Source organism: Pseudomonadota bacterium, from assembly GCA_016719885.1.
Lineage (GTDB): Bacteria > Pseudomonadota > Gammaproteobacteria.
This window is the reverse complement of record JADJYF010000005.1, coordinates 209,995-225,524: the sequence shown is the minus strand read 5'-3', so window position 1 is coordinate 225,524 and position 15,530 is coordinate 209,995. Positions and strand designations below refer to the sequence as shown.

15 protein-coding genes are annotated in these 15,530 nt (G+C 65.3%); 11 read left to right on the top strand and 4 right to left on the bottom strand.

The features are described from left to right. Positions 1 to 8 precede the first annotated feature (8 nt). From sufT to der, 9 genes are all read left to right on the top strand, one after another. Complete coding sequence (gene sufT, locus IPM80_06745; GenBank protein MBK8958122.1) at positions 9 to 572, top strand: putative Fe-S cluster assembly protein SufT; 564 nt, start codon at positions 9 to 11, stop codon at positions 570 to 572. A 149-nt stretch (positions 573 to 721) separates the two neighbouring features. Next, complete coding sequence (gene ndk / locus IPM80_06740; GenBank protein MBK8958121.1) at positions 722 to 1,150, top strand: nucleoside-diphosphate kinase; 429 nt, start codon at positions 722 to 724, stop codon at positions 1,148 to 1,150. Between the two features lie 4 nt (positions 1,151 to 1,154). Then, complete coding sequence (gene rlmN / locus IPM80_06735) at positions 1,155 to 2,267, top strand: 23S rRNA (adenine(2503)-C(2))-methyltransferase RlmN (GenBank protein ID MBK8958120.1); 1,113 nt, start codon at positions 1,155 to 1,157, stop codon at positions 2,265 to 2,267. Then, complete coding sequence (pilW, locus tag IPM80_06730) at positions 2,267 to 3,031, top strand: type IV pilus biogenesis/stability protein PilW (protein ID MBK8958119.1); 765 nt, start codon at positions 2,267 to 2,269, stop codon at positions 3,029 to 3,031. Before rlmN ends, pilW begins: the two co-directional genes overlap by 1 nt. Then, positions 3,028 to 3,954: a helix-turn-helix domain-containing protein gene (locus IPM80_06725; GenBank protein ID MBK8958118.1), complete on the top strand. Its 927-nt coding sequence runs from the start codon at positions 3,028 to 3,030 to the stop codon at positions 3,952 to 3,954. The genes pilW and IPM80_06725 overlap by 4 nt, the downstream gene beginning before the upstream one ends. Beyond that, a complete protein-coding gene (gene hisS, locus IPM80_06720; protein MBK8958117.1) occupies positions 3,951 to 5,225 on the top strand; it encodes a histidine--tRNA ligase in 1,275 nt (424 codons plus the stop codon). The genes IPM80_06725 and hisS overlap by 4 nt, the downstream gene beginning before the upstream one ends. An 87-nt stretch (positions 5,226 to 5,312) precedes the next feature. Then, positions 5,313 to 5,969, top strand: a complete 657-nt coding sequence (locus IPM80_06715; GenBank protein MBK8958116.1) for a tetratricopeptide repeat protein — start codon at positions 5,313 to 5,315, stop codon at positions 5,967 to 5,969. 2 nt (positions 5,970 to 5,971) lie between these two features. Beyond that, on the top strand, positions 5,972 to 7,141 hold the full coding sequence (gene bamB / locus IPM80_06710) for an outer membrane protein assembly factor BamB (GenBank protein ID MBK8958115.1): 1,170 nt from the start codon (positions 5,972 to 5,974) through the stop codon (positions 7,139 to 7,141). 70 nt (positions 7,142 to 7,211) lie between these two features. Continuing rightward, positions 7,212 to 8,630 (top strand): ribosome biogenesis GTPase Der, encoded by a 1,419-nt coding sequence (der, locus tag IPM80_06705; protein ID MBK8958114.1) that lies wholly within the window; start codon positions 7,212 to 7,214, stop codon positions 8,628 to 8,630. Between the two features lie 71 nt (positions 8,631 to 8,701). Here the strand turns inward: der and IPM80_06700 are convergent, their stop codons facing one another. From IPM80_06700 to IPM80_06685, 4 genes are all read right to left on the bottom strand, one after another. Further along, a complete protein-coding gene (locus IPM80_06700) occupies positions 8,702 to 10,336 on the bottom strand; it encodes an NAD(P)/FAD-dependent oxidoreductase (protein ID MBK8958113.1) in 1,635 nt (544 codons plus the stop codon). A 71-nt stretch (positions 10,337 to 10,407) separates the two neighbouring features. Then, positions 10,408 to 11,208, bottom strand: a complete 801-nt coding sequence (locus IPM80_06695) for an MBL fold metallo-hydrolase (protein MBK8958112.1) — start codon at positions 11,206 to 11,208, stop codon at positions 10,408 to 10,410. 23 nt (positions 11,209 to 11,231) lie between these two features. Continuing rightward, entirely contained in the window at positions 11,232 to 12,371 is a 1,140-nt protein-coding gene (gene bamC, locus IPM80_06690) for an outer membrane protein assembly factor BamC (GenBank protein MBK8958111.1), read from the bottom strand. Positions 12,372 to 12,412: 41 nt separating this feature from the next. After that, positions 12,413 to 13,315 carry a 4-hydroxy-tetrahydrodipicolinate synthase gene (locus tag IPM80_06685; protein MBK8958110.1) on the bottom strand — a complete coding sequence of 301 codons (903 nt, stop codon included), beginning with the start codon at positions 13,313 to 13,315 and terminating at the stop codon, positions 12,413 to 12,415. A gap of 179 nt (positions 13,316 to 13,494) precedes the next feature. On the opposite strand from IPM80_06685, the gene IPM80_06680 reads away from it, so the two are divergent. Both IPM80_06680 and IPM80_06675 read left to right on the top strand, forming a co-directional pair. Continuing rightward, a complete protein-coding gene (locus tag IPM80_06680; protein MBK8958109.1) occupies positions 13,495 to 14,022 on the top strand; it encodes a glycine cleavage system protein R in 528 nt (175 codons plus the stop codon). A 45-nt stretch (positions 14,023 to 14,067) separates the two neighbouring features. Beyond that, positions 14,068 to 15,471 (top strand): PhoH family protein, encoded by a 1,404-nt coding sequence (locus IPM80_06675; GenBank protein ID MBK8958108.1) that lies wholly within the window; start codon positions 14,068 to 14,070, stop codon positions 15,469 to 15,471. Positions 15,472 to 15,530 lie beyond the last annotated feature (59 nt).

Here is a 15,530-nt window from a genome sequence, read left to right as displayed (position 1 = left end):
AAGTGAGCATGAACCAACCCAACCTCTACGGCACGCCCATCAGCCTCGCCCGCGATTGCGCGGCGGTCATGATTCCAGAGGGCTCGAAGGTCACTTTGAGCGCCGGCACCGTGGTCTATGTCACGCAGGCGCTGGGCGGCGCGGTGACGGTCAATGCCAACGGCAACCTGGCCCGTATCGCGGCCGCGGATGTCGATGCGCTCGGCATGGAGGCGGCGTCGCTGCCGGCCGAGCATGCCGAGGGCAATGCCGACGGCAGCGTCGACACCGATCTCATCTGGGAACAGCTCTCGACCTGCTACGACCCGGAGATTCCGATCAATATCGTCGAGCTCGGTCTCATCTATCGTTGCGAGGTGATGCCGGGCGAAAATGGCGGCAACCGCGTCGAAATCGACATGACGCTGACCGCGCCGGGCTGCGGCATGGGCCCGTTCCTGGTCGACGACGTGCGTACGAAAGTCGCGCAGGTACCGAACGTCGACGACGTGGAAGTGGAACTGGTGTTCGATCCGCCGTGGAACCAGGAAATGATGTCCGAGGCGGCTCGCCTGGAGACCGGTCTGTATTGAGGCTGGGGCGACCACCCCTTCCGCCTTTGCCGCGGTGGTTCGCTGCGGCGCCGCAAAAAACTGTGTCCGGCAGTGGTTTTATCCCTTTTAATCAGTATAATGGCGCCCGTTTTTAAGCGCTTTATCAAGAAGTTAGGGAGCATTCCAGCATGGCCATAGAACGCACGCTGTCCATCATCAAGCCCGGTGCGGTGCGTGACAATCACATTGGCGGGATCGTCGCCAAATTCGAGGCCGCCGGCCTGCGTGTGGTTGCCCAGAAAATGATCCGTATGAGCGAGGCCCAGGCCGGCGATTTCTACGGCGTCCACCGTGAAAAGCCGTTCTTCGGCGAACTGGTTGAATTCATGACCTACGGCCCGGTGGTGGTGCAGGTGCTGGAAGGTGAAAACGCCATCCAGGCCAACCGCGACGTGATGGGCGCCACCAACCCCGCCAACGCGGCGCCGGGCACCATCCGCGCCGAGTTCGCCACCAGCATCACGGAAAATGCGGTGCACGGTTCCGATGGTCCCGACACTGCCCGCATCGAGATCGCGTTCTTCTTCAAGGACAGCGAAATCTTCTCGCGTAGCTGATGTCATGACGGCCGCCGCGCTCACCAACTTGCTCGACTTCGATGCCGCCGGTCTGGCCGGCTACTTCGAGAGCATCGGTGAGCGCGGATTTCGCGCCACGCAGGTAGTCAAGTGGGTGCACCAGCTCGGCATCGTCGATTTCGACGCGATGACCAATCTCAGCCGCGCGCTGCGCGAGCACTTGAAAGAACACTGCGAGATTCGTCCGCCCGCCATCATCGCCGAGCAGCTGTCCAACGACGGCACGCGCAAATGGCTGATGCGGGTCGATAACGGCAATTCCATCGAGACGGTATTCATTCCCGAGGGCGACCGCGGCACCTTGTGCGTGTCCTCGCAGGTCGGTTGTCCGCTCGACTGCGCGTTCTGCGCGACCGCGCGCCAGGGCTTCAGTCGCAACCTCACCACCGCCGAGATCATCGGCCAGGTGTGGCAGGCGGCGCGCGCCTTGGGCCAGACGCCCAAGCTCGGTCGTCACATCACCAACGTGGTGATGATGGGCATGGGTGAACCCCTGCTCAACTTCGACGCCGTGGTGCCCGCCATGCGTCTCATGCTCGATGACAACGCCTACAACCTGTCGCGCAAGCGTGTGACCCTGAGCACCGCCGGCGTGGTGCCGGGCATCGACAAGCTCGCCGCGCATTGCCCGGTCAGCCTCGCCATTTCACTGCACGCGACCAACGACGAGCTGCGCGACAAGCTGGTGCCGATCAATCGCAGTTTTCCCATCGAGCAATTGCTGGCGGCGTGCAAACGTTACGTGGCCAACAATCCGCATGCGGAAATCACCTTCGAATACGTGATGCTGAAGGGCGTCAACGACAGCGTCGGCGAAGCGCGCGCGCTGATTCGGCTGCTGCAGGGCCTGCCGGCCAAGGTCAACCTGATCCCCTTCAATCCCTTTGCCGGCGCCGGCTTTGAACGCTCCAGTGACGAGGTCATCAACGCGTTTCGCGATCGCCTGTCGCGCTCGGGCATCGTCACCGTCACGCGCAAGACGCGCGGTGACGATATCGCCGCGGCCTGCGGACAACTGGTCGGCGAGGTACAGGCCCGCGCGCGCCGTCACCAGCGTCCGACCGCCAGCCGGGCCGCTGCCGAGGAGATGAGCTGATGCGTCAGTACGTTCTCGCTTTCACCGTTGTGCTCCTCGCTGTCGCGCTGGCCGCCTGCCAGGCGCCTTCGACGGCAAACAAGCCGCCGGCCGACCGCGGCAAGTTGTCGGAGATCAATGCCGAACTCGGCGCGCAGTACATGCGCAACCGCGAATACCAGACCGCCATGGAGAAACTCACCAAGGCGGTCGAACTCAACCCGCGCAACGTCAACGCGCATGGCACGCTGGCGCTGCTGCACGCTGTGATCGGCCAGTACGACAAGGCCGAGGCGAGTTTCAAGCAGGCACTGCGCATCGATGGCGACAACTCCGCGGTGTTGAACAACTTCGGCCAGTTCCTGTGCCAGCGCGGGCGCTTCGACGAGGGCCAGAAGCTGATTTTGAAAGCGGTCGCCAACCCGCTCTATCCCAACGCCGAGAGCGGCTATTACAACGCCGGCGCGTGCGCCATGGGCAATGGCAAGCTCGACGAGGCCGATGGCTATTTCCGCAAGGCGCTGGAAATCAACAGCCAGATGCCGCCGGCCCTGCTGCAGATGGCCGACCTCAGCCTGCAGTTGGACCGCGCGCTGCAGGCGCGCGCCTACCTGCAGCGCTACAGCGCCATCGCCACCATGAACGCGCGTGCCTTGTGGCTGGGCGTGCAGATCGAGCGTCGACTCGGCAACCGCGATGACGAGGCGAGCTACGCACTGCAGCTGCAGAAAAACTTTCCCGACTCCCAGCAAACCAAGCAGTTGCTCGAATCGAAGCCGCAGTGACCGAGCACGATACGGGTGAACCTCAGCGTTCCGGCAGTGAAGGGCAGCACGGCGGCATAGGCGCCGCGCTCAAGCTCGCGCGCGAGCAGCGCAATCTCAGTCAAATCGACCTGGCGCGCAATCTGCGCCTCGAACCGCGCATCGTCAGACAGCTCGAGGAAGAGCGCTTCGACGAACTGCCGGCGCCGGCCTTCGTGCGCGGCTACCTGCGTTCGGTCGGCAAGGAACTCGGGCTCGACACTGCGCACCTGCTCGAACAGTTCGATGCCCAGAGCACGCGAGAGGCGCCGCCGTTGGCCGATTTCGAGTCGCGCCCGCCAATGGAGATCACGAGCGACAGTCGCATCGTGCGATACACCACCTTCGCGCTGCTGGCCGGCCTGCTGGTGTTGATCGCAATGTGGTGGCGCTCGCATGGCGATTCGTTTTCGATGCTCGACTACCTGCACGAGAGCAATCCGTCGGCGATCGTGCCGATCCCGCCCACCGAGCCGCTGTCCTATCAATTCGAGCAGGTCGCGCATTCCGAAGACCCGTTCTTCCGCGCACCGGATCCGGAAGCCAGCATCGCCGACGGCGCCAGCGACGGCGCGGCCGCGCAGGACACCGGCACGTCACCGGCCGCTGACGCGACCGTGGCCGCCGGCGGCGTCGCTGACATCGTCCTCAATTCCAGCGCCGATGCCTGGGTCGAGATCCTCGATGCCGGCGGCGCACGTCTTTATTACAACCTGGTCCGCCCCGGCAACGAGGTTCGCATTACCGGTAAACGGCCCTACGCACTGGTCATCGGCAACGCGCCGGCGGTGCGTCTGTCCTTCGACGGCAAGCGCATCGACCTCGCGCCCCTGGCGCGCGACGGCGTGGTCAAAACCAGCCTCGGGGACGGCAACCAGTCAGCCCAGGAGTCGACTCGACAATGAGCAGTCATTTGCAGGCGGTGCGCGGCATGAACGACATCGTGCCGCCGGCCAGCGCCGCGTGGCGCGCCTTCGAAGACACCGTTGCCAGGCTCCTGGCCAGCTACGGCTACGGCGAGATCCGCATGCCGCTGGTCGAACAGTCGGCGGTGTTCAAACGCTCGATCGGCGATGCCACGGACATCGTGCAGAAGGAGATGTACACCTTCGACGATCGCAACGGCGACAGCCTGACCCTGCGCCCGGAGGGCACGGCGAGCTGCGTGCGCGCGGTGTTGCAGAACGGTCTGCTGCAGCAGTTGCCCTTGCGCCTGTGGTATGCGGGCCCGATGTTCCGTCACGAACGGCCGCAGCGCGGCCGCCATCGTCAGTTTCACCAGATTGGCGTGGAAGTGTTCGGTGCGGCCGGACCGGAAATCGACGCCGAAGTCATACTCCTGACCGCGCGCCTGTGGCGCGAACTGGGCTTGACCAACCTGCGCCTGGAGATGAATTCACTGGGCTCGAGTGAAGCGCGTGCGCGCTATCGCGCGGTGTTGACCGAGTATTTCCGCGACCATTTCGATGTGCTGGACGAAGACTCGCGCGACCGCCTGGAGCGCAATCCGCTGCGCATCCTCGACAGCAAGAACCCGGCGCTGCGCGAGCTGGTGGCGGCGGCGCCGTCGCTGGCCGATCACCTCGACGAGGAATCGAGCGCGCATTTCGAAAGCCTGTGCGCGATGCTCGCCGCCAATGGCGTCGAGGTCACGCGCAATCCGCGCCTGGTGCGCGGCCTGGACTACTACTCCAAGACCGTGTTCGAGTGGATTACCACTGAACTCGGCGCGCAGGGCACAGTCTGTGCCGGGGGCCGCTACGACGGCCTGGTGGAAGTGATGGGCGGCAAGCCGACGCCGGCTATCGGCTTCGCGATGGGCGTCGAGCGTCTGCTGGAACTGTGCGAGGCGCAAGCGCGGCCGACAACGGCGCCGGCGGTATACGTCAGTGCCACCGGCGAAGCGCTGGACAGCCACGCGGTAAAGCTCGCGGAGGATCTGCGCAGCGCGCTGCCGGGCTGGTCCATCGTGTTGCACGTCGGCGGCGGCAGTTTGAAATCACGCATGAAGAAGGCCGACAGGTCGGGGGCGGCGGTCGCGCTGCTGCTCGGCGACGACGAAGTGGCGGCCGGCACCGTCACCGTCAAACCGCTGCGCGGCGAGCGCGCCCAGGCCGTGCATGCCCAGGGCAGCGTGGCCGAGGCACTGGCGGCGCTGCTCGGCGCGGCGCCCTGAACACGGCCGGGCACCCCCCGGGAATCCGGCTATAATCGCGACCCGATTTATCCAGCATAGCGACGCCTGACCGGCGGAGAAGGCCCAATGGACGCTTACGTTTCAGAGCAGGAACAGGTTGAACAAATCCGCCGCTGGTGGAAGAACAATGGCAATGCGCTGTTGCTCGGCCTGGCCCTCGGCATCGGTGGCCTGGCGGCCTGGCGCTACTGGGATACGACCCAGTCGGCGCACGCCGAAAGCGCCTCGCAGAACTACGAGCAGCTCATCGAGATGGCCGCCGCGCAGAAAATCGACGATGCGATGAAGGCCGGCCATGCCATCATCGAGTCCTACCCCGATTCCGTCTACGCCAAGCTCAGCGGCCTGTTGGTCGCCAAGATGGCGGTCGAAAAGAACGACTACGCGCAGGCCAAGGCCGAATTGCAGCGCATGCTGGACAGCGACGGCCAAGGCGAACTGGCCAACGTGGCGCGCGAACGCCTGGCGCGCCTGTTGCTGGCCGAAGGCAAGGCCGACGACGCATTCAAGCTCTTGCAGAACATCGCGTCGGTCGACGGCGAAGACAGCATCGCGGAGCTGCGCGCCGATGTGCTGGCGGCGCGCGGTGACATCAAGGGCGCGCGCACCAAGTACCTCGAAGCCCTGGCCGGCGCCGACAAGCTCGGCCTCGATCGCGACTCCATCCAGCTGAAGCTCGACAACCTGTCCAGCCCCACCGCCGCCCAGAACCACGGATCGTGAGCATGAGCCTGCTGCTGCGCGCCTTGATGCTGGCGACCCTGGTCGCCGTGCTCGCCTCCTGCCAGACCACCAAGGATCTGATCCTTCGCGAGTCCAGCAACGCCATCAAGCCCAACGAACTCGAAGAGTTCGAGGCACGGCTCAAGGTCGAGAAGCTGTGGTCCGATCGCATCGGCAAGGGCTCCGACGAACAATATCTCAAGCTCACGCCGGTGGTGTTCGGCGAACGCCTGTTCGTCGCCGACCGCTATGGTCACCTGGTCGCCAGCACGCTCGCGACCGGCAAGGAAGAATGGGACATCCACGACAAGAACGTGCAGTACACCGGCGGCCCGGGCGGCGGTGATGGCCTGGTGCTGATGGGCACGGGCGACGGCCGCGTGATAGCGCGCGAGGCCGACACCGGCAAGGTGCGCTGGGTGGCCAAGGTCTCGAGCGAAGTGCTGGCCGCGCCGACTGCCGCCAACGGCGTGACCGTGGTGCGCACCGGCGACGGTCGTCTGTACGGTTTGAACTCCGCGACCGGTGCCGAGATGTGGGTCTATGAGCGCAGCGTGCCGACCCTCACCCTGCGCGGCGTGGCGCCTCCGGTGATCGAAGAAGACGTCGCCATGGCGGGCTTCGACAATGGCCGCTTCGCGGCCGTCAATCTCAAGAGTGGCAAGATGGTGTGGGAGAGCCCGCTGGCGACGCCCACCGGCCGTTCCGACCTGGAACGCATGGTCGACGTCGATGCGGCGCCGGTGATCGTCGGCACCATGGCCTATGTTTCGAGCTTCCAGGGCTCGGTGGCCGCGCTGTCGATAGCCGACGGCAAGATCCTGTGGACCCGCGAAGTGTCGTCCTACGAAGAGCTGTCGGTCGGCGACGATCGCGTCTACGTCACCGATGACAAGGGTTCGATCTGGGCGCTCGATGCCAAGACCGGCACCTCGGTGTGGAAGCAGGAGGCGCTGGCCAATCGCTTCGTCACCGCGCCGATCTTTTTCCAGGGCCACGTGGTGGTGGCCGACTTCGAAGGCCACGTACATTGGCTGGACGCCGCGACCGGTGACTTCGAATACCGTGAGCGCGTGACCAAGGAGCGCATCATCGCGCCGGCCATCGGCGCCGACGGCATTCTGCTGGTCTATTCCTCCACCGGCCAGTTGGTCGCGTTGCGGCCGCAATGAACGGTGTGACCGTGGCGCTGGGCCATGGTCGTCGCCCGCGAGCGTCGCGCTGGAGGCCCGCATGTCCGAGATGAAGCCGTTCACGGCCGCAGGCGGCAAACCCACCATCGCCATCGTCGGTCGACCGAACGTCGGCAAATCCACGCTGTTCAATCGCCTCACCCGCTCGCGTGACGCGCTGGTGGCCGACGTGCCGGGACTCACGCGCGATCCCAAGGTCGGCATCGGGCGCGTCGGCGACGCCGGCTACATCGTGGTCGATACCGGTGGTATCGAAGGCCAGCAGGAAGATTCCCTCGCCAACCAGGTCAGCGCCCAGGCCCTGACCGCCGCGCGCCTGTGTGACGCGGTGATCGTGATGGTCGATGGCCGCGCCGGCATCAATGCCAGTGACGAGGAGATCGTCAAGACCCTGCGCGAGGGCGGCACCCGCGCGGTGCTGTGCGTGAACAAGGCCGAAGGCCGTGAGAGCAATATCGCGCTCGCCGAGTTCGCGAGCCTCGGCCTGTCGCGCGGTTACGCGATATCCGCCGCCCATGGCGACGGCGTGACGGCGATGATCGAAGATCTCACCGCCGACTGGCCATCGCGCGAATCCTACCAGCAGGAAGCGCGCGGCGAGCGCGTGCGCATCACCGTCATCGGCCGACCCAACGTCGGCAAGTCGACGCTGGTCAATCGCATCCTCGGTGAGGACCGCATGATCACCTCGAACGTGCCGGGCACCACGCGCGACGCGGTCGACAGCGATTTCGAACGGCGCGGGCGCGCCTACACCATCATCGATACCGCGGGCCTGCGCAAACGCGGCCGCACCCATGGCCTCGAGGAGAAGTTCAGCGCGGTGCAAACCTTGAACGCGCTGGAGCGAACACAAATCGCGCTGCTTTTGATCGATGCCCACGACGGCATCATCGAACAGGACCTGCACCTGCTCGGCATGGTGCTCGACAGCGGGCGCGCGCTGGTGGTGGTGGTCAACAAGTGGGACGGCCTGTCGGGCGACCAGCGCGAACACATCCAACGTGAGCTGGAGCGCCGCCTGCGCTTCGCCAATTTCGCCGAAGTGCGCTGCATCTCGGCGCTGCACGGCAGCGGCGTCGGCGATTTGTTCTCCGCCATCGATGCCGCCTGGGAATCGGCTTTCGCCGCGCCGCGCACGCATGACCTGACCGAGCTCCTGCAGCAGGCCACCACCGCCCACGCGCCGCCGATGGTCAATGGTCGACGCATCAAGATGCGCTACGCGCATCTCGGCGGACGCAACCCGCCCACCATCGTCATCCACGGCAACCAGGTCGACGGTGTACCCAACAGCTACAAGCGTTATCTCGAAAATTTCTTCCGCGAAAAACTCGACCTGGTCGGCACCCCCATCCAACTTGAATTCCGCCAGGGCGCCAATCCGTACGCGGGACGCCGCAACAATCTCAACCAGCGCCAGCAGGAAAAACGCCGGCGCCTCATGAGTCACGTCAAGAAGAAGTAGTAGCGCTCAAGGCGCGATGACTTGCGCGCACCTCGCTAGGTGCGAATTCATTCGCACATTCGAGAATCGCACTAACTCAAGCGAAAATTCGCGTAACCGCTCGCCGCTTCCTCTTCACAGCGCTTGCGATACAAGGGCAAGCCGCCGGCATAGAGCAGGAAGTGACGCTGCTGGCGGCCGGGGATATTGGGATTGACGCCCATGAACCACGAGTTGACCTTGCTGAACAGGAGTTTCTCGACGCCGTCGAGCACGTGCTGCGTCCACGCCTCGACCGCCTCCTCGCGCGGTTCGATGCGCGTCAGGCCCTCGGCCTGCATGTAGGCCACGACATCCCGCACCCATTCGACGTTCTGTTCGATACAGCGCGGGATGTTGCAGAAACTCGCGGCGTTGTGCGGGCCGACCAGGGTGAAGAAGTTGGGGAATCCCTGCGCCGTGAGACCGAGATAGGTGCGCGGGCCGGCGGCCCAGCAATCCTTCAACGCGAGACCGCCAAGGCCGCGCACGTCGATACGATTGAGCGAGCCCAGCACCGCGTCGAAACCCGTCGCGTAGCAGATGATGTCGAACTCGAATTCACGCTCACGGGTGACGATGCCGCGCGGCGTGATGCGTTCGATGGGGGTCGCGGAAATATCCACCAGCTCCACGTTGGGTTGGTTGTAGACCTCGTAGTAGCCGGTCTCCATCGGCACGCGACGCGTGCCGAAGCCATGGCTGGTCGGGATCAGTTTCTCGGCGAGCGCGGGATCTTTCACGCGGCCGCGGATCTTGTTGGCGACGAAGCGGCTGAGTTCGTCGTTGGCCTTTTGGTCGAGCAAGGTGTCGCGAAAATTCCCGAGCCAGATGCCGAAACCCGGCGCCGCGTACAAGCCTTCGAAGATGGCTTCGCGTTCGGCCGCCGAGACATCGAACACGCTGCGGCGGTCGGCCTCGTGGATGAAGCCGGCGAAGCTCGCATTGCATCGCGCGATGATGTCCGGCAGTTCGCGTTTGAGCCGCGCCTGCTCGGCGGCATCGATGGGCGAGTTGTTGAGCGGCGCGCACCAGTTGGGCGAGCGCTGGAATACCGTCAATTGGGCGGCGCTCTTGGCCACTTCCTGGATCAGCTGCACACCGGTGGCGCCGGTGCCGATCACCGCCACGCGCTTGCCGCTGAAATCGACCGCTGAATGGGGCCACAAACCGGTGTGCCAGGCCTCGCCGGCAAAGCTGTCCATGCCCTCGTACCGCGGCATCACCGGCGCCGACAAGGGGCCGACCGCCGACACCAGCAGGCGCGCCGCCGCGCGCCTGCCGTCCTCCAGCTCGATGCGCCACAGGTTGGCGACTTCGTCGTAATGTGCGGCCTTGACGCGACTCGAGAAGCTGATGTCGCGCCGCAGGTCGAAGCGATCCGCGACATGGCTGAGGTAGCGCAGCGTTTCCGGCTGGGCGGCGAAGTGCTCGCTCCATTCCCACTCGGTGAGCAGGTCCTTGTCGAACCCGTAGCCGTAGCTCCACGACTCCGAGTCGAAACGCGCACCGGGATAGCGATTCCAGTACCACACGCCGCCGACGCCGGTACCGGCTTCGAACACGTGCGCCGACAAACCGAGACGCCGCAGGGTCAAAAGTTGATACATGCCGGAGATGCCGGCGCCGATGATGATGGCGTCGTACTCGACGATACCGTTCGTGCTGCTTGCTGCCTCGCTGGCCATGATCAGGTCACCTTGCTGTGTACGGCGCGCCAACGCGCGACGGCGCGTGATGCGCGGGCATTGTCCGCGAATTATCGCCCGCCGGCGTTGGCCGCGGCGCGGCGTGGTCGCGCCACCGCCTGCCACGGCAAGGGCTGGTGCTGATCGGCTATGGAACAACGTGCCGCGGCCGGCGCCCGTTCGCGCAGATGGTCGGCGACCAGGCCCGGTCGATTGGTCTTCTCGCTCAGGTGCGCCGCCACCAGCGTGTGCAAGCGCGAGGTGTCGAGACCTGCGAGCAGGGCCAACGCGGCGTCGTTGCCGAGGTGACCGTAGGGGCCGGCGATGCGTTCACGCAAAAACGCCGGGTAGGCGCTCGCCGCCAGCAGGGCCGGCTCATGGTTGAATTCCAGCACCAGCGCATCGAGCGCGCCGAACTCGCGCAGCACGTGCGCAGTGGCGTGGCCGAGGTCGGTGAGCATGCCGAAGCGCGATTCGCCATCACCGATGACGAACTGGCAGGGTTCGCGTGCGTCGTGCGGCACCAGCACCGGCTTGACCTTGAACACGCCGAAATCGAAGTCGCGATCCGAGCGTACCGCTTCCACGCCGTGAGCCTGGGCCAGCCGCTCGCGCGCGGCGGCGTGGGTGCCGTGGCTGGTCACGATCGGAATGGCGTACTTGCGCGACAGCGCCGCGGCGCCGGCAATGTGGTCGTCGTGTTCGTGGGTGACGAGGATCGCGGTCAGCGTCTCGGGCGGGCAGTCAATGAGGGCCATGCGCCGTTCGAGCTGGCGGACCGACAGTCCGCAGTCGATGAGCAAGGCCGCGTCGCCACGGCGCACCACCGTGGCATTGCCGCCGCTGCCGCTGCCGAGAACCGCGAAGTGCATCGGCAGCGGGGAACGGGCGTGACTCAGCCGTGTCCGCCGTTCAGCGCGGTGTGCAGCTTCTTCAGCAGCGTGGCCGCGGCTTCGCCGGTTTCCCAGCGGCCGTCGCGGTCCAGCACCACCACTTCGGTCTTGGGACCGACACCGGTCAGGCTGACCTGCAATTCCTTGGCGCCGTCGCGGCTCCAGAACTTGAGCTTGGACAGACCGCCGGTTTCGCCGCCGGCGCCCGTGACCTTGACGATGTAGACGCCACGGCCCTTGTCCGAGTCCTTGATCTGTACGCCCACCTGTTCCAGCGCTGCGCCGGTGCTCTTCCACGCAGTGGGGAATTCCTCGGCGAGGCTCAAGTAGGTCTTGCCACCACCGACGGTGACGATGTCGGCATGGTGCTCGCCGGTGAGCGCGGCGGGCGTGGCGGCGGCCGCGCCGCTGTCCGCTGCTTCGGCGGCCGCGACCGGTGCCTCTGGCGCCGCGGTGGCGGCGGTCGCCGCGCCGTCGCCCGGGGAGGACTGCGACACCACCGAGGTGCCCTGACCGGCCAGGTAGGTCTGCAGACTGTCGACCATCTGGCGTTCGGCGTCGACGTCACGCGGCTTGCGCTGCCACTCCAGCGACTCGCCCTTGGGCGTCAGTTCCTGGCCTTCGTGGGACAGGTACAACACGGTGGTACCGGCCTCCGCGCCGGCCTCCGCGAACAGCTTGAACTTGTCGCGCGAGAGCTTGGCCTTGTCTTCGGACCAGCCGGTCTCGATCACGCCGAGGTCGACATCGTCGAGTTCGAGCTTGTAACCCTGGGTCGCCCAGAAGTCGCGCAGCTTGGGCCATACCTGCACCGGTGCGCCGGCGATGGACAGCACGTGTTCGTTTTCCAGCACGCGCACCGCGGCGGTGTTGCTCTTCTCGACCTCGGCCACCTTCTGGCGCTCGGCGCGACGCTCCTGGTAGGTGGAGTACTTGGCGGTCTTGCCGCCCTCCGGGATCGCCATGCGATCCTTGATGGCCTCGGAGCTGAGATCCGGCGGCACTTCGAGATCGGGCAGGGTCTGCGCCTTCTTGTAGTCCTTGCGATTGTCAGGGAGGACTTCGTCGAGTTTCGGCACAAGTTTGCTGCAGCCGCTGAGCGCAGCCGCCATCAATACGCACGCAAGTGCGGTTCTGGACATAAACAAAAATCCTCGTTTCAGGGCTGACGGCGAAAAGTCGCTCACGCGCGACAGGCGATTCCCGCGTGACGCAGCGCCTCGCGCACCACCGGCTGGCGCTCCGCCGACAACCAGGTCAGCGGCAGGCGGATACCGGCGTCCATGAGTCCCATGCGTTCTACCGCCCACTTCACCGGGATGGGATTGGCTTCAACGAACAGATCACGATGGAGGGGTTGGAGCTTCTCATCGACGGCATGGGCTGCGGCGGCGTCACCACCAGCAGCCAAGACACATAAATCATGCATGAGTTTCGGCGCGACGTTGGCGGTGACGGAAATCACGCCGTGGCCACCCTTCAGAATGAAATCGCAGGCGGTCGCGTCGTCACCGCTCAGCAACAGGAAATCCTGGCCGCACAGGTCCGCGATGGCGGTCAGACGACCGAGATCGCCAGTCGCTTCCTTGATGCCGATGATGTTCGGCACCTTGGCCAGGCGCGCGACCGTGGCCGGCTGCATGTCGCAGGCGGTGCGGCTCGGCACGTTATAGAGAATCTGCGGAATGTCGACCGCCTCGGCGACCGCCTTGTGGTGCAGGTACAGGCCTTCCTGGGTCGGCTTGTTGTAGTACGGCGTCACCAGCAGGCAGGCGTCGACGCCGGCGGACTTGGCGTGACGGGTGAGGCGGATGGCCTCGTGGGTGGAATTGGCGCCGGTACCGGCAATGACCGGGATGCGGCCCTTGACCAGTTCCACCACGCGTCGCACGGTCGCGAGGTGTTCTTCTTCGTTCAAGGTGGCCGATTCACCGGTGGTGCCGACCGCGACGATGCCATCGGTACCGTTGTCGATATGAAATTCGACGAGGCGCGCGAGGGCGCTGTCGTCGAGCGCGGTCTCGGCTTCGACCCCCGCGTGCATCGGGGTCACGAGCGCAACGATGCTGCCGCTGATGGTTCGCATGCGAATATCCTTGAAAACAACCAGTTATGGTATCGATTGAGTAGGGCCACGACAAGCGCGGAGATTTTGCCCGCAGTGTGAAGAGCCGTCACGCTTTAAAGCTTGCCCCGCGGCGCGCCCAGCGTGCACAATTGCCTCCCTTTGCCAAGCCGCGCACGCGAACCATAACACCCCTCTTGATGCAGAATCTCGTCGCCATTTCGGCCATGGGCGCCAACCGCGCCGGGCTCATTGAACCCATCGTCCGCGCCATTCGTGAATGCGGTTGTGCCATCGCCGAGAGCCGCATGTCGGTGATGGGCGATCGCTTCGCCATGATGGTGCTGTTGGGCGGTACCTGGGATGCGATCGCCAAGATCGAGAACATGCTGCCGCGTCTCGCGCAGGATCTCGACATTTCGATCACCTCGCAGCGCGCCGCCTCGCGCCAGCCGGCCCACAACCTCATGCCCTACGCGGTCGAGGTCATCGCCGTCGAGCAGATCGGCATCGTGCATCAGATTGCGCAGTTCTTCTCGCGCCGCGACATCAACATCGAGGACATGTACTCGGGCAACTACGCCGCCGCGCATACCGGCACGCCGATGTTCTCGCTGCACATGACCATCAGCATTCCGACCAATATCTCCATCGCCGGCATGCGCAGCGACTTCATGGATTTCTGCGACCAGCACAACCTTGACGCGATCATGGAGCCGGTCAAGTAAGCCACTTGGCCACACACGGAACATCGCGTCCCAGCGAGGATTCCGATGACTGACGACCTGCGCACCTACGTGCTCGACACCAACGTGCTGATGCACGATCCGGCGGCGCTATTCCGCTTCGCCGAGCACCAGCTGTTCATTCCGATGATCGTCCTGGAAGAGCTCGACGCCAGCAAGAAGGGCGTGTCCGAGGTCGCGCGCAACGCGCGCCAGGCCAGCCGCTTCCTTGACCAGATCATCGGCGACGCCGACGCAGCCGCCATCACCGCCGGTCTGCCGCTGGACAATTACGCCAATGGCGGCGCACCGGCCGCGCCCGGCGGCGGCAAGCTGTTCCTGCAGACCACGCCGCTCAAGGTCGGCAATCTCGGCGGCATTGCCGCCAACACGCCGGACAACAGCATTCTCGAAACCGGCCTCGCGCTGCGCGCCGAGGGCGGCTGGGGCAAGGTCATCCTGGTGTCGAAGGACATCAACCTGCGCATCAAGGCGCGCGTGCTGGGCGTGCCGGCCGAGGACTACTACAACGACAAGGTCCTCGACGACATCGATCTCCTCTACACCGGCGCGCAGGAAATGCCGGCCGATTTCTGGGCGCGCTGCCAGAACGACGTCAAGTGCTGGAAGGATGACAGCGGCACCTACTACAGCATTCCGCGCGGCATCGTCACGCCCGCCATCCCCAACGAATTCGTCTACGTCGCGGATGACGAAGCGCTGGAATTGACCATCGTGCGCGAAGAGAACGACAAGCTCGTGCTGCGCCAGGTGCGCGACTACCGCCAGCCGCGCCACGCGGTGTGGGGCGTGGCGGCACGCAATCGCGAGCAGAACTTCGCGCTCAACCTGCTCATGGATCCGGAAATCGAATTCGTGTCGCTGGTCGGCACCGCCGGCACCGGCAAGACGCTGCTGGCGCTGGCCGCCGGCCTCGCGCAATGCATGGAACAGCGTCGCTACCGCGAGATCATCATCACCCGCGTGACGATTCCCGTCGGCGAGGACATCGGCTTCCTGCCCGGCACCGAGGAGGAAAAAATGACGCCCTGGATGGGCGCGCTGATGGACAACCTCGAGGTGCTGTCGGACTCTGAAGAGGGCGGCGAGTGGGGTCGCGCCGCCGGCCATGACCTCTTGCAGCATCGCATCAAGATCCGTTCGCTGAACTTCATGCGCGGCCGCACCTTCCTCAACCGCTACGTGATCATCGACGAGGCGCAGAACCTGACGCCGAAACAGATGAAAACCCTCATCACCCGCGCGGGCCCCGGCACCAAGCTGGTGTGCCTCGGCAACGTCGGCCAGATCGATACGCCCTATCTCAGCGAAACCACCTCGGGCCTCACCTACGTGGTGGACCGCTTCAAGAGCTGGGAACACGGCGGCCACGTGACCCTGCGGCGGGGCGAGCGCTCGCGCCTGGCCGACTACGCCAGCCAGTACCTTTAGGCGCGGCCGGCGCAGGCGCCGGCCTTGCTATGATGGAGACACCCACGCCAGCGCGAGCG